Source organism: Paenibacillus sp. NPDC058898, from assembly GCF_049316025.1.
Taxonomy (GTDB): domain Bacteria; phylum Bacillota; class Bacilli; order Paenibacillales; family Paenibacillaceae; genus Paenibacillus_AQ.
In genome coordinates, this window is the sequence record NZ_JBMOSM010000008.1 from 35,190 (window position 1) to 50,008 (window position 14,819).

The 14,819-nt window shown below is 52.2% G+C and carries 9 protein-coding genes; all 9 read right to left on the bottom strand.

Features of this window, described 5'->3' with window-relative positions; translation table 11 throughout:
• Nucleotides 1-145: 145 nt before the first annotated feature.
• On the bottom strand, nucleotides 146-1,006 hold the full coding sequence (locus ACOZB4_RS21275) for a carbohydrate ABC transporter permease (RefSeq protein ID WP_379414706.1): 861 nt from the start codon (nucleotides 1,004-1,006) through the stop codon (nucleotides 146-148).
• On the bottom strand, nucleotides 996-1,952 hold the full coding sequence (locus tag ACOZB4_RS21280) for a carbohydrate ABC transporter permease (RefSeq protein ID WP_379414709.1): 957 nt from the start codon (nucleotides 1,950-1,952) through the stop codon (nucleotides 996-998). The genes ACOZB4_RS21275 and ACOZB4_RS21280 overlap by 11 nt, the downstream gene beginning before the upstream one ends.
• Nucleotides 1,952-3,289, bottom strand: a complete 1,338-nt coding sequence (locus tag ACOZB4_RS21285; RefSeq protein WP_076322388.1) for an ABC transporter substrate-binding protein — start codon at nucleotides 3,287-3,289, stop codon at nucleotides 1,952-1,954. The genes ACOZB4_RS21280 and ACOZB4_RS21285 overlap by 1 nt, the downstream gene beginning before the upstream one ends.
• A 297-nt stretch (nucleotides 3,290-3,586) precedes the next feature.
• Nucleotides 3,587-4,141, bottom strand: coding sequence for a glycerol-3-phosphate responsive antiterminator (locus ACOZB4_RS21290; protein WP_076322389.1), 555 nt, complete (start codon nucleotides 4,139-4,141; stop codon nucleotides 3,587-3,589).
• 589 nt (nucleotides 4,142-4,730) lie between these two features.
• Nucleotides 4,731-8,573 carry a discoidin domain-containing protein gene (locus tag ACOZB4_RS21295; protein WP_379414713.1) on the bottom strand — a complete coding sequence of 1,281 codons (3,843 nt, stop codon included), beginning with the start codon at nucleotides 8,571-8,573 and terminating at the stop codon, nucleotides 4,731-4,733.
• A gap of 546 nt (nucleotides 8,574-9,119) precedes the next feature.
• Nucleotides 9,120-9,590: a DinB family protein gene (locus tag ACOZB4_RS21300; RefSeq protein ID WP_339269838.1), complete on the bottom strand. Its 471-nt coding sequence runs from the start codon at nucleotides 9,588-9,590 to the stop codon at nucleotides 9,120-9,122.
• 151 nt (nucleotides 9,591-9,741) lie between these two features.
• Entirely contained in the window at nucleotides 9,742-11,814 is a 2,073-nt protein-coding gene (locus ACOZB4_RS21305) for a glycogen debranching N-terminal domain-containing protein (RefSeq protein ID WP_379414716.1), read from the bottom strand.
• Nucleotides 11,815-11,839: 25 nt separating this feature from the next.
• On the bottom strand, nucleotides 11,840-13,969 hold the full coding sequence (locus ACOZB4_RS21310; RefSeq protein ID WP_379414719.1) for a glycoside hydrolase family 3 N-terminal domain-containing protein: 2,130 nt from the start codon (nucleotides 13,967-13,969) through the stop codon (nucleotides 11,840-11,842).
• 25 nt (nucleotides 13,970-13,994) lie between these two features.
• Complete coding sequence (locus ACOZB4_RS21315; RefSeq protein ID WP_076322395.1) at nucleotides 13,995-14,819, bottom strand: carbohydrate ABC transporter permease; 825 nt, start codon at nucleotides 14,817-14,819, stop codon at nucleotides 13,995-13,997.

Consider the following 14,819-nt stretch of genomic DNA (forward strand, 5'->3'; position numbering starts at 1 on the left):
TAGGACTGTTCGCCATGAACCTTCCGATCCCTGCTGTCTGCAGCAGATCATAACCTTCGGGAGAAAACAGAGAGACGGCATGGCGGTGTATCCTTGACCACCGTTTCCATACCGTCTAGAATACCTGCTTCATCCGGTTATGTGGTTATTTAAACGTCGAATTCGCCATCGCGGCCACGATATGCTTCTGCATGACCGTAAAGACCAGCACGATCGGGATAATCGCCATAACGCTGGACGCCATAATGACATTGAAGAACATGGCTTCATTTCCGGCAATGGAGTCCCTCAGCATCGCAATACCTACCGTTAGCACGCGCATGTCGTTGTTATTAGTCATGATTAGCGGCCAGAAATACGAGTTCCAGGACGAGATGAAGATCAACACGCCCATGGTAACGATCGTCGGCATCGCCATCGGGAATAAAAGCTTGTACAGTATGGAGAAACGACCGGCTCCATCCACGCGTGCCGCTTCCAGCACGTCGTTGTTAATCGATTTGAACGCCTGCCTGAGCAGGAATATCGCGTAGGCGGAAGCCCCGTGAGGCACGATGAGCGCCCAGAATGTATTCAGCCAATCCAGCTTGGACATCATGACGTATACCGGAACGAAAATAACCTGCTCCGGCACGATCAATGCGGCGAGAACGAGCAAGAATAGAGCGTCCCGTCCCCAGAATCTCCCCTTCGCAAATGCATACGCCGCCATAAGCGCCACGTTCAGCTGCAGAATAATCGTTCCGATCGCCATGAGCAGCGTATTGCCAAAAAATCGTGCATACGGGATAACACGGAAGGCTTCGGCAAAGTTCTGCCAGGCAAAGGTTTCCGGCCAGAATGTAGGTACGGCCATCCGCATCTCAGACTGTGTCTTGAGCGCGCTGATCAGCAGCCAATATACCGGAAAGAACATGACGAGCGTCACGATCACAGCTCCGATGATACGGAGCGCCACCATGGTCTTTCGGTACTTGGCGGACCCAGCCATATAATTATCCTTCATAGTGCACCTTCTTCCTGCTGACCACCCATTGTACCAATGTTAACAGCAATATGATTACAAACAGAATCATGACAAGCGCCGAGGCTCTTCCTGTTTTGAATTCATCAAAGGCCATCGTATAGATCCAGTACACAATCGCGTTTGTTGCCTTGAGCGGACCGCCGTCCGTCATAACATCGATCGACTGGAACACCTGCATAGAGGAGATAAAGCTGGTGATGACAAGAAACAGTGTCATAGGCGACAAGAGCGGCAGCGTAATGTTGCGGAACTGCCGGAACTTGCTGGCTCCATCAATCGAAGCCGCCTCATAATACTCGGCCGGAATCCCGCGCATGCCCGCAATAAAGAGAATCATCGCAAAGCCGACGCCCTTCCAGATCGAAACGGCAACCAGCGCCGGCAATGCCGTCGAAGGGTTGGTCAGCCATTCGACCGGATCCATGCCGAACCAGGAGACAATGGAATTCAGCAGCCCATATTGCCCGTTGTAAATCCAGGTAAATACCATGGCGGCAACAACCATCGAGACATAATACGGCATGAAAATAACGCCACGCATGAAACCGAACAACCGTGAGGATGACACGTTGAGCAGCAGCGCCAGCAGCAGCCCGATGACAAGCGTGAACACTACGTCCATAACAGTGTACAAGAACGTGACCTTCAAGGAGTGATAGAAATCCGGGTTTGACAGCAAGCGCGTATAGTTATCGACGCCCACGAACTTCTTCATGGGCCGCGTCATATTCCAGTTCGTAAAGCTGATGTACACGGAATAACCCAGAGGATAATACAGGAACACGCCCATGAATAACAACGCCGGGACCGCGAACGAGAAGTCCTTCCACTTCTCGATCAACGTATGGGAGATCCGTTTAGAGACCGAAGCGGTCGCCCGATTGGACGCCGCCTTTGTCATATGTTTATTGGTCTCCATAGGCATCACTCATAGTCAGCCAGAATATCGTTGATCTTCTTGGCTGCATCCTGCATAAGTGGTGTCGGATCTTTTTTGTTCAGCACCATTTCCCCTACGACTTCTTTGTAAACTTCGCTGAATTCAGGGTAAGCCGGGTGCTGCATGCGCGGTGTCACTTCGTCAAAGTGCTCGTATACCGCTCTGTATTGCGGCCATCTTTCGAAATATTGATCGCCTTCCTCAGACTCGATTGCGGATTTTCTTGTCGGCAGGTATCCAACGGATTCAGCCCACTTAATGTTTTGCTCCGCCGAAGTCATGAACTCGATGAATTTCCAAGCCGCTTCCTTCTCCAGATCCTCGGCACCGTCCATCATGACGATCCCCGCGCCGCCGATGTTGGAGGTCCGTACTTTATCACCAGGGATGAAGGATACGCCAACCTCGAAGTTCGCATTCTCGCGGTACATTTTCAGCATCGCGGAAGTATGCTGTACCATCGCGATTTCACCGTTCAGGAACATTTGACGCATATTATCGGAGGCCCCTTTACCGAAGCCCATATGCATGCTGCCGTCATTTTGCCACTTGTAGAAATTCTGGAGGTAACGGAGAGAATCCTCATTCTCGACAGCCGAGGCACTCAGGTCCTCCGTCAGAATTTGTCCACCGCCGTTAATGTTCCACGGGTCATAGTACCATGTGTCCCAGCCTGGAACAGAGAAAGCATAACGCGTCGTTTTGTCGCCTTCCTTTTTCGTTACTTTCGCATTGAAATCCTCGATCTCATCCCATTTCGCAGGAGGCTCTACGCCCAGCTCGTCCAGCATCGTTTTGTTGTAGACGAATACGCTGGTGCTGACGATCAGAGGAAATCCGAATTGTTTCCCGTTGTATGCATAAGCGTTCAGCATACCTTGAGCGAAATCGTCCATCTTCACTTCGTCGCGCTTAATCCACGGACCCAGATCGGCAAAAACGCCGCTATCCGCAAAGTTAGCGAGTGAAGATACCTCAACATTAGTAACGGCCGGTACGTCGTTCGCTGCTACTGCAGCCGATAATTTTTTGTGAAGATCAGGATAGCCGCCTTGGAACACCGGTTCTACCGTAATATGTGGGTACTTCTTCTGGAACTCTGCGATCATGTAGTTCAAGCCTTCCAGTTGAGCATCCGCATGGGCATGCCAGTACTGGATTTTGACAGGCGTTGTATCATTCTTCATATCCATCGAAGCAGCTTCCACATCGTCGAGCGAAACCTCTCCTCCGGCACTTTCACTTCCACCGCCGCCTCCGCAAGCCGTGGTAATAACCATAAATATGGTCAGTAACATTAACAACCATGATTTCTTTTTCATAGATGATCTGTTGTCCCCTCTCGAATCTATTCATCATTCATCTTCATCACTGCTGTCTATCCACTTCATCAAATGGCCGGTTCAACGGCACGCGGATCCTAAGATGGGGGGATTCCCCCATCCAATCAACCCGTCTACCCCTTAAAAAGCGCACAAAAAATAGAGACGTCAAAAGAGCGCAACCTAAGAGCCACCACCTCCTATAAAAGCTAAAGTAGCTGCTACTCGGGTTATCTCATCGTCTCCACCCCTAGCAAATATGTAATTATAGTTAATCCATCAGCCGTACAGGGAATCTTACGTCCAAAAACGCGTATCTCCTGTAGATACGAGGTCTGCACCATTTGCCAGCGCCTCATCGATTTCTTCCTCGCTTCGTAAAAAACCTCCCACAATAAGCGGACAGTGAATTTCCTTCTTCAGGTCGCGGATCACGCGGGGTATGAGTCCCGGCATTAATTCCACCTCATCCGGACGGGCTTGTCCGATCATTTTCACTGCGGTTCTTAAAGCTGTCGTATCAATGGCAAACACTCGCTGTATCGAGCTAATGCCCGCTTGGCGCGAAGCCAATACCGTATTCGTCTTCGTCGTAATAATCCCGTCGATCTTGTACGAATCCGCCAAATACTGCACAGCCGAATTATCCCGGCCAATGCCGCTTACCATCTCCAGATGAACAAACACTTTTTTGCCTGAGGAGTGAAGTCGATTAACGATATCCCTGAGTTTTATGATATCGCCTGTCATCAGGTTCACACGCTCCACCGTGCTGTTCACAGCTGCATCGATCTGTTCCAGCTTGGTAATCGAAGCGATTACGGGAAGACGCCGTGTCCTTTGATCTGCCATAAGTGCGTGTCCCCCTTCTACCGAACACTCTTATGATAAAGCGATAAGATCATGACAGTATTAACGATATGTAAAATCTGTGTTAACGGCACTCATCAAGGCTTCGATATATCATGTATACGCTTACTATTCAGTTAACAACAGATTCTGCTATATCCCTGGTTTGTTGGATTCCCCCTAGACTTAGGATCATTCGGTTCAGCGAAGAGGTTGGGATAGCGCTTTCAGGATAGCTCGCCAAACTATTTAATATCTATCATAGAGGAATGATTTAGCCATAGTCTATAGCGAAATTTGTATTATTTTGTCGAATTTAAAAGAATATCAACTCAATGTAACAAATATCATGGCGCGAACGACGATACTATGACACCGCTACACCCCAATAGAGCATGCTCTTGTTGGAGATTTACGAGAGTAAAAAGGTGTGATCATGTTTCACCCGTCCGCAGTTACGGTGCATCAGGCCGCCTGAAAAGTTCGGACGGCCTACGGTTCCATGCTTCAAATGCACCATTCGGGTCTGCTCTGCACGTAGCTTAGCTGCTTGTTCTGCAAGCCGCGCTGATCTTGCTTCACAGCTTGAGTATTAAGGATTCACATTAATCGTAAACGTCGATGTGTTATTCTTGATCGGCGTTACGGTATCGGTGATCTTCAGGTTATTAAAGGTCACGCTGCCAACGGCCGGACCTTGGTTCGGTTCCGGCATTTCGTTAGCCCAGATCCCTACGCCTGATTTGGCGTCAAATGCGTCGCCGCTCTTTTTGGCCCCTGTGATCGTAATGTTCGTAAAGATCGTATCCTTGACCGGATTCTGCGGCTGCCCGCCAACATAATTGGTCTGGAACATAATGCCGTGATAAGTCGGATCGATAATGTCCACATCCGTTACCCGAATGCCTTGGAACACCTTCGAGGCTGAGAACAGCCACATCGCCGGGAAGGTCTGCTGGTCCCAGAAATGGCCGCCAGCACGGACAATCGAGATATTCTCGAATTGGGTCGGCGGCGATGCTCCGAAGCCGTTCATCGGGTATCCGAAATCCAGCGAGCTGATCGTAACGCCGGAATAACAGAGCGTATCCGCAATGTAGATATTACGGAACGTATTGCCGTATCCTCCATATACCGCAAGGCCCGCCGCACGCCAGGTCAGCAGCGAAGTCAGATTCTCGTAGACGTTATCCTTCTCGTCTGCCCCTCCCGCATCAATCGCGGAGAACAGAGCAAAGCTGTCATCACCCGTTGCCCGTGCCTCAATGTTGCTTACGAGATTATTCGTGCTGCCATTGGTCATGTTGATCCCGTCAGCAAACACGTTGCGGATCCGGGAATTGGTAATTTTCATGTAATCCGTGTTGGCTCCCCAATACATGCACACTTGGTGCTCCACCCAGATGTTATCGATCGTAATGTTCGCGACATTCGAGAAATCGAACACTTTACCCGGTCCGTCGATCCGCGAGGTGTAATTGCCAAAGTATGCAAAGTTCGCGAAGGTAGAGCCGTTCGCCGTTGAATTGATGGAAAATCCGATATCGGTATTGTTCTGTGACGATGGGGCAGTAAAACGCGTAAACCATGGACCCGCACCGACGATCTTCACGGGCTTGCCGTAAACCTGGAGCTTATTCGAAGTCTGATAGGTTCCAGCCGGGAGATAGACGCCGACCAAATTCCCCGTCGTATCCATGCGGAATTTATCCAAGGCGTTCTGCACGTCCTGATGTGTAAAACCTGCCGGAACGACATATTTAGCCGGGTCCGGATTCGGAATAAACGACACCTGTTCCAGGTTGATAAAATCAATGGCGTACTGGCTGGTGTTGGCTGCATCCTTCTGCAGGCGGATTTTGCTTCCCTTCGGGATGGTGGTGTCAAACATGATGTTGGCCTCGTCATATATATGACGAGGTGCTCCCTCAGATGGGCTATTTCTTGGATTGGCCTCATCGCCATACAGCCATGCATATTTGGAAGTGAGATTGATTGCCTTCGTAAAGACGCCATTCACATAGATGTTCAGCGTGGCATCGATCCCTCCGCCGCCAGGCGCATCCGGAATCGAGAAGCGCGTAACCAGACTATTCGCGCTGGCTTTCGTCGTGAACTCTACGAAGCTGCCTGTTGAATTGAGTGTGACCGCCTTCCGGCCGGATGCTTCTCCGGCAATATCCCCGATGTTGCGGTTCGGCCCGACAACAGCCGCTCCGCCGCCAACGACGGCATCCTCAGCCTCATACATGTCGTACGGCATATTCGCGCCCCGCCCGATAAATAACGGGCTTGTTGAGATGTTGTTACCTTGCTTCACCGGCAGCTCATTGGCATCCACGGCCACCTCGGTCTTCACGTTATACTTGCCGTTGGCAGACGTCCAACTGCCGACGTTCACCGGCTGAGCCGAAGCCCCGCTGGCGATGGCGCCATTCACTGTGCCTGTAAAGGTCTGAATGATATTGTTCGTATTCGCATCGCTCAAGGTCACCTTAATGTTGTGGGCTCCTCCAGCGGATGCGGCCGTACCCTGGTTCTTCACCGTAACGGTGAAATTCACGCTGTTTCCGGCAGCTGGATTGCCCGGTGACCAGTTCGTCGTTGCCACCAGGTCGGAGCTTTGAACAGGGCTGATGACCATGGATGTCGGATGCATGTAGCTGTTGTTGGCTTCGTTCTGCTCAATAACGGCATTGTTCTCATCCACCTTGGCTGTGAGCTGATACGTACCAGCCTCCTGGGCACCAAGATTCAATGTCACATTAGCCGAAGCACCGGCTGCCAATTCTGCCACATTCGAAGTACCGAGCTTGGTATTGCCGTGGTAGAAATTAACGGTTGTCGCCCCGGAAGACAAAGTTCCGATATTCTTCACTACTGCCGTTACTACAATGCTGTCGGTTTCCACGGGGTTCACCGGTGACCAAGACATTCCCGTAATCGTCAAATCCGGATTGGAAGCAGGCGTGCCGATGACCTGAAATTCGGCAATTTGCCCTCCAGACGAACCGGTATTTGCGGTGATTCTCAGCTGTACGGCGCTAACCTTCGCAGCAACCGGAATGGTCACGGTATTTCCCAAAGCCGGGTTAAAGGTATACTGCGCAGCGGATACCAGATTCGTGAAGGTGGTACTGTTCTGATCATGACCCAGCACCTGAATAGTCTGTGTCCGCGTTCCCCACTGGCTATCCGGATTCAGTTTCAGTACGACCGAGGAGATGTCCGAATTTGAGCCTAAGTCGATGGTCAGCGTATGGGGATAGCTGTTGGCCCCGCCTTCCCAATACGTGCTCAAGCTGCCATCATTGGCATTGGAAGCGGCATAAATGTACTCGTTCGATGAAGCTGTGATCGGTTTGTTCAGTGCGAGATTGGTTCCGGTGCCTCCGCTGCCACTGCCCGTGCGGGTCACCGTGTTGCTAGCGGCAGATACATTACCGGCAGCATCTTTGGCCTTCACATAGTAACTGACAGTGGCAGCAGCAGGCTGATTATCCGTATACGTCAGCACATTGCCGGCTACACTTGCCCTCACCGCATGATTGGCATAAACATCGTACCCCGATACACCGACATTGTCGGCTGATGCCGACCAAGTCAGCTTAATCTGACCAGAAGCAGGCTCAGTATAAGCGAGGTTACCCGGGGCAGCCGGAGCCTCTGTATCCCCGGTTGGAGCCTGGCCGTATACTTCGAACTCGGAAATCTGACCGGCAGGCCATGCTGTATTGGCCGTGAAGAGCAGCCGCACATATCGCGCCGATTGTGCCGTCAGATTGATCGTAACCTTATTGCCGTCTGCCGGATTAAATGTATAGGCAGCGGATGAAGCCAGGTTAATGAACGTCGAGCCGTTGCTGCTGCCCTGTACGGTCAAGGTCTGGAATCTCGTCTCCCACCCGCTCGCGGGCAGCTTCAATATCACTTTGTTGACATTGTAGGAGCTGCCCAGATCCACCTGAAGCCACTGTGGAAAGGCATTGTTGTGGCTTTCCCAGTAGGTAGCCTGGTTAGAGTCATTGGCATTCCCGGCAACATAAGTCTGGTTATAGGAGCTGGCTGTCATATTCTTGCCCGCCGCCAGATTGCCAGGCTCCACCGCGATTACGGCATCCCCGGATGCAGGAGCTTTACCTTCTCCGGATCCACTGCCGGGAGTGCCTTCATTACCTGAGCCATCTCCAGGCACCTCCTCATGACCTGAACCAGGCTGCCCTGTGTCCGGATTATCACCAACGGGTTCCCCCGTCGCCGGATCGCCATCCATTTGCTGCCAATCTCCAATCTGAGTGGCTGGGTGCGGATCGGTATGGGATTGTTCCGCAAAGCCCGGGTCAGGCACGATGATCAGCTGTGTCCATATCAGCATCCATGCGAGTAAGCTCATTACAGCAGGCTTGATTGTATTCATCAACCTTCTGGATTTCATTATCCAACCTCCCGATATCAAATGCTTTCCTTCTGTACATTGCATACATAATCTCGCCTTCTTGGCCGCATGTTGAAAGAAAAAAGTATGCGCTTACATTTATGTTCCGTTCGTGCCGATCACCTCCCTTGAACTCCTGTGTGCCCTGTGTCGGTCAACCGTTGCCGCAGTACTCCACGTCACGCCGCAAACGCGAATAACCTTGTTGGTTAGCCCTAACAAAGGTAAAATCTTGAGTACTGGCATTGTTTGTAGTAAATCATCCGGAAAATATAATGAGTGGGTATGTTGGGTTCACGCGCTGCTGTAAGATAAGTAACACGATATTGCCGTGAGTAAATCTGCGGGGGCTTAACGGTGGGTGACAAGCACATTCCATGCTGTGTCATTACTATAAAGGATTCCCAGAAGGATTGACGATGCGTGATTGTATGTTTTTTATGTGAATTTCTATGCGAGGAAAGGAAGGAGCTTTCAAATGCTGAAAAAAAGCCGACCAAGAATAAATCCTTGTCCGGCCAGGGCTGATAATCCTCCACGCAATTGCTACTCGAATAACGGTACCTTCGGGTCCTTCCCGTTACAATGAACCAGCATCGCATGCAGCTGTCCTCTGTGGTGATACACATGCGCCACGATTTCGAGCAGCCATTCATACCTCGAATAGGTGACACCCCAGTAGGACGTCATCTCCTGATGGAGCTCTTCTTCTGTCATCTCTCGAAACGCCTGCTCCAGATAAGAATAGCTGCTTAATAATTCAGCCTGTAAATCCTTCAGGTTATTTAACGATACACCTGCATAATAGGTGCTCATCTCCTCTTGCGTGGCTCCTCCGGATATGTGGAAATCGGCTCGGCAGATGACGGCGATATGCTTAAGCAGTTCCCCGACAGAATATTTACCCTCTGTCGGCTTAACGAGCAAATCCGCTTCATCGAGCTTGTCGATAATCGCAACAATGGAAACGATTGCGACCTCAATCTGATGTAATGCATATGTACAATAGGAATTCATATGTTCTCTCCAATCCAATATGTATACACTAATATGTTGTTCGAACTCGCTTCATTATTATAGAACATATGTTCCTAAGATTTCAACAAAAAAACAACCTGCCCCTTAAATGCTAAGAGGCAGGTTGTTCCGCTATATATCTTATGACCGATCAGCCAACGAGATTAAATCCGGTTGTATTCTCAAGCACTTCCACGCGGAACGTGCTGCCGTCAGCTTCACGCACAACGCTGACGGACAGATGGCCGCTTCCGATCGCAATCCGTTCGGCCTTCAGTTCATTCATCCCTTCCGGAAGGAACGGGGACAATGCGATTTCCTTGGTCACCGCATTCGGATACAATCCGAGCATTGCCTGTAGGAAGACAATCGAGGTTCCGGCCGCCCATGCCTGCGGCGAGCAGGTTGTCGGGTACGGAACCGGATGGCCCAGCTTCGCATCATGTCCGCAGAACAGCTCCGGCAGACGCTGGTATTCAAAATGTGCGGAAGCCTGCAGCAGGCCGGTGATCACCTTGCCTGCCTCAGCTTTGAATCCTTGCTTGCCGAGACCCAGCAGGATCATGGCATTGTCATGCGGCCATACGCTGCCATTGTGATAGCTCGCCGGATAATATCCGGTGGAGTCTGTGCTCATCGTACGGATACCGTATCCGTTAAACATATCGTTTCGGAGCATCCGCTCGGACTGGGCTTTCGCCCGGCTCTCTTCCGGCAGTCCGCTCATGAGCAGATGCCCCGGGTTCGAGGTGACGCTTCGGACCTGACGCAGGTCCTTATCCAAAGCGATGGCATAACACCGCTGATCCTCCATCCAGAAGGCCGCTTCGAAACGGGCGCGAAGCTCCTCGGCTTCCGTCTCCAGCTTACGGGCCAGATCCGGCTCGCCCAGCTCTGCGAAGACGGGTGCCAGCGATTTCTTCGCTTGATACACGTAACCCTGAACCTCCGACAGCGCGATCGGAGATTCCGCGTACTCCCCGTTCTCATGAATGATCGAGTTGGCGGAATCCTTCCAGCCCTGGTTCGGAAAGCCTTTCTCCGCTTCCTGTTTGTAGGCCATGAAGCCGGAGCCCGCTTCAAGCGCGGCATCGATGTAATCCAATGCCCGCAGCATGTTTGGCTTAAGCTCCTCCGCCAAGGAAAGATCGCCCGTCCAGCGGTAATATTCGCCGATCAGCGCCAGAAACAGCGGCGTGGAGTCGATGGTGCCGTAGTACGGCGAGAACGGGGATTGGTTCGTCGTGACCAGCTCACCATAGCGAATCTCGTGCATGATTTTGCCCGGCTGCTCATCCCGCCAAGGATCGGTCTTCTCACCTTGATAAGCTGCGAGCGTTCTCAGGGTCCCCTTGGCATGGAGCGGATTCACCGGAAGCATGAACAGGGCCGTGATCAAGCTGTCTCTGCCGAATGGAACCGCGAACCACGGCAGCCCCGCGACCGTTGTATCGCCGAACCCTACATCGGTCGTCAGCATGCGCAGATCCTGCAGTCCTCTCTGGTACAAGCCGCTGAACAGCGCGAAGTCCGACTGGACCTGCGAGCTGTTCGCGTACCAAGCTTCATAGGAGGCTTCGAGCTTCTTCAGCCCCTCTTCGTAGGTCAACGGCTCCGCTGCGGAATGCTGCTCCGTCATCGGCGAAACAAAGAACGTAATCACCTTCTGCTCTTTGGCTTTCAGGGACAAAGGGAACGAAACATTCCCGGATTCATCCGCTTGGCCGCCATCCGCATCCCAAGTAATGCGTGTCTGCCTTCTCAGGTTGTCGGCGCCGACATAGGCCAGCGTCATATCTTGATCGCCTGTCCGTATACCCTCCATCTTGCCAACTTCCCCGGTACGATATTTACGCACCAGGAACATATCCTGAAAATCGGCATCAAAGGAAACCGTGAACTCGATATTCGAATCCGTCACAAAATAATTGGTCAAGGTGCAGCGCTCGTACAGGATGCCATTATAGATAAAACGCTCCCGAAGCACTTCAATCGCCCCTACATCCTTTGTATCCTTCATTAGGCGGGAGGATGCCACATAACTCTTGTCGCCCGTAGAGGACAAGAGCGAAGGCTTCTCGCCGTCGATGAACAGCTCCATGCGGCTCAGGAAACGCGTATCCTTCGTATATAACCCATGGCCTTGATCATCCCCGAGGACGATATCTCCATTAAGCCCGGTCAGAAAAAATACGTCTCCTTCTTTAATTACGCGGTAGTCCATACATAAATCCCCCTTTGATTCCGGTTTATTCAACAACCACAAGCTCAGCCTGCAATCCTTCTTCCGAATGCGGGCCGACCCAGACATGGAACTTCCCGGGCTCGACCGTAAACGCAAGCCTCTCATCCAAGAGCCCCAGTTCTTCACGCCCCAGCGTAAAATGCACCGTCCTGTTCTCGCCAGGCTGCAGCTGTACCTTGCGGAATCCCTTCAACTCTTTGACCGGCCGGGTAGAGCTTGCCACCAAGTCGCGGATATACAGCTGCGCGGTTTCCTCGCCGGCTCTGGATCCGGTATTCGTTATGCTCACGGATACGTGTACGGTCTCGTCCCGGCCGATTTGATGCCGATCCAGCTGCAAATCCGTATATTCGAACGTTGTATAACTGAGGCCATACCCGAACGGATACAGCGGAGAATCATCGCAATCGATATAATCTTCGTACAAATGAGGACGTCCGGTATTCTTCCGGTTGTAATACATCGGAATTTGGCCCGTCGCACGCGGAACGGTAACCGGCAGGCGACCACTCGGATTGTAAGCGCCGGTGAGCACGTCCACAAGCGCATGACCCGTGGTGGTTCCCAAATGCCACGCTTCAACCACAGCATCCGCATGTTCATGCAGCCATGGAGTGGCAAGCGGACGTCCGTTCATCAGGACGACGACGATCGGCGTGTCGGTCTGACGCTTCAACTCCTGAATCAGGCGCTCCTGGCAGGATGGAAGCGTGATGGACGTTACGTTGTAATGCTCGCCCGTCATCGCTTCGGATTCACCCACAACGACCACGGCGGCATCACACTGTCTGGCGAGTTCCACAGCCCGTTCCACTCCCCCATCCAGTTCCTCCAGAATGCCGCTGCCCTGCTCATAGAATACCTCGGCTTTAGGTGCGATTTCCGATTGAAAAGCATCCCATACCGTGACGACGTCCTCATCGCGGCCTTTCCAAGCCCAGCAGCCCATCGAATTGTGGCGGTCATCCGCCAGCGGCCCAATTAACGCCAGTCTCTTGTGCTTACTGGTATCCAACGGCAAAATCCCGCCGTTATTCTGCAGCAGCACGATCGATCTCCGGGCGCTGTCCCTGGCCTGAGCCAGATGATCCGCTGGAATGGCCTGCCCTTTCAGCGGATCTCCGGCGCCTTCAGCATCTTCGCTCACATACGGATTCTCGAACAATCCAAGGCGAATTTTTACCTGTAATATGCGGAGAACCGCATCGTCCAATAGCTTAAGCAGCTCAGGGTTTTCCTGGACCAGCGTTTCCAGATGATCAAGATAGACTCCGGCGTGCATGTCCATGTCGACGCCGGCGTTCAATCCCTTCAACGCGGAATCCTTCCGGTCTTCAGCATAGCCATGGTGGATCAGCTCTTCAATCGACTCCCAATCGCTGACGACCATGCCGTCAAAGCCCCATTCCTGCTTTAATATATCCCGCAGCAGATACCGACTGCCGGAAGCCGGAACGCCGTTCAGTTCGCTGAAGGCACTCATCACGGACAGAGCCCCGGCCTGAATCCCGTGATAGAACGGGGGAAGTACGGTTTCCCGGAGCGTCCGCTCCGACATGTCCGTCGTGTCATAGTCCCGGCCGCCTTCGATCCAGCCGTAACCGGCAAAATGCTTCACGCATGCCGCCACCGTCGGGTAGCCGTCCTCATTCGGACTTTGAAATCCTCTGACCTTCGCGGCAGCGGCCAGGGAGGACAGATAGACGTCCTCCCCCGTACTCTCCGCGATGCGACCCCACCGGGGGTCACGCGTAATATCGACCATCGGGGCAAAGGTCCAGCGGATGCCTTCCGCAGCCGCCTCAATTGCCGCAATGCGGGCGTTCTTCTCCATCCCTTCGGGATCCCAGCTGGCGGCTTCGCCGAGCGGAATCGGAAAGATGGTACGAAAACCGTGAATGACATCATCCCCGATGAGAAGGGGAATCCCCAGCCGCGTTTCCTCCACGGCCAGCCGCTGAAGTTCGTTGATCTTTTTCGGACCATGCACATTCAGCAGCGATCCGATCTTGCCTTCGGCAACCAGCTTCAACTCCTGCTCCTCGCACCGGCCGTACTGCACCGTCTGACCAACCTTCTCGGTCAAAGTCATCTGCGCGAGAAGAGCCTTTGCACGCTGCTCCACGTTATCCATATCTAATCCCTCCCAAGGCTTTATATCAACCTTTGACGCCGGCGTTCGAAATCCCCTCGATATATTGGCGCTGGAAAAGGAAGAAGAACAGGATGATCGGCAGCGTGGACAGTACAACCCCCGCCATAATCATCGGCGTATTCTCAAAGAACATATCCTTCACGCTGTTCAGACCCACAACCAGCACATACATTTCCGGTGTATTCGCAAGCGTACTCGGAACAAGGTAACTGTTCCAGGTTCCGGCAAAAGCAAGAATCGACATCGTAATCAGTGATGAACGGGCCAGCGGGTACACGATCCGCCAGAAAGCACCCATCTTCGTCAGGCCATCCATCCGCGCAGCCTCCAAAAACTCATTTGGAACCGAGATGAAGAACTGACGGAGCATGAAGATGTACAAGCCCTGATACAGGAATGGCACCGTTAGTCCCCAGAATGTGTTCAACCATCCAAGCTGCGCCACATTCACGTACACCGGGATCAGGATCATATGGTACGGCACCATCATGGTAGCCACGACAATCCAGTAAATCAGCCCTTTCCCCTTAAAATTCAGCTTGGCCAGCGCAAAGCCGGCCATCGGGTTAATGATCAGGTTCCCGATCACAACAACGCCGGTCATGATCACGGTGTTCAAAAACCATCTCGGCACGTTGTACGCATCATTCGTGAAGAAGATTTTAAAGTTCTCGAGCGTCCAGTTGGCCGGCGACGTCAGCGTATTGACATGGCGCATCGGGATGATAGACGTATAGAGGGTATAGAGAAAAGGAAGGGCAAATAAGAGCCCAAGGATGATCGTGCCGATATACAGAAACAGCCGACCGTTATTCGTACGGGTCAACAT

Excerpts from the sequence above, each read along its gene's own strand:
- ACOZB4_RS21300 (WP_339269838.1), bottom strand. The coding sequence starts at position 9,590 with ATGAATTCCTATTGTACATATGCATTACATCAGATTGAGGTCGCAATC.
- ACOZB4_RS21315 (WP_076322395.1), bottom strand. The coding sequence starts at position 14,819 with ATGTTGACCCGTACGAATAACGGTCGGCTGTTTCTGTATATCGGCACG.
- ACOZB4_RS21305 (WP_379414716.1), bottom strand. The coding sequence starts at position 11,814 with ATGGACTACCGCGTAATTAAAGAAGGAGACGTATTTTTTCTGACCGGG.
- ACOZB4_RS21310 (WP_379414719.1), bottom strand. The coding sequence starts at position 13,969 with ATGGATAACGTGGAGCAGCGTGCAAAGGCTCTTCTCGCGCAGATGACT.
- ACOZB4_RS21275 (WP_379414706.1), bottom strand. The coding sequence starts at position 1,006 with ATGAAGGATAATTATATGGCTGGGTCCGCCAAGTACCGAAAGACCATG.
- ACOZB4_RS21295 (WP_379414713.1), bottom strand. The coding sequence starts at position 8,573 with ATGAAATCCAGAAGGTTGATGAATACAATCAAGCCTGCTGTAATGAGC.
- ACOZB4_RS21280 (WP_379414709.1), bottom strand. The coding sequence starts at position 1,952 with ATGCCTATGGAGACCAATAAACATATGACAAAGGCGGCGTCCAATCGG.
- ACOZB4_RS21285 (WP_076322388.1), bottom strand. The coding sequence starts at position 3,289 with ATGAAAAAGAAATCATGGTTGTTAATGTTACTGACCATATTTATGGTT.
- ACOZB4_RS21290 (WP_076322389.1), bottom strand. The coding sequence starts at position 4,141 with ATGGCAGATCAAAGGACACGGCGTCTTCCCGTAATCGCTTCGATTACC.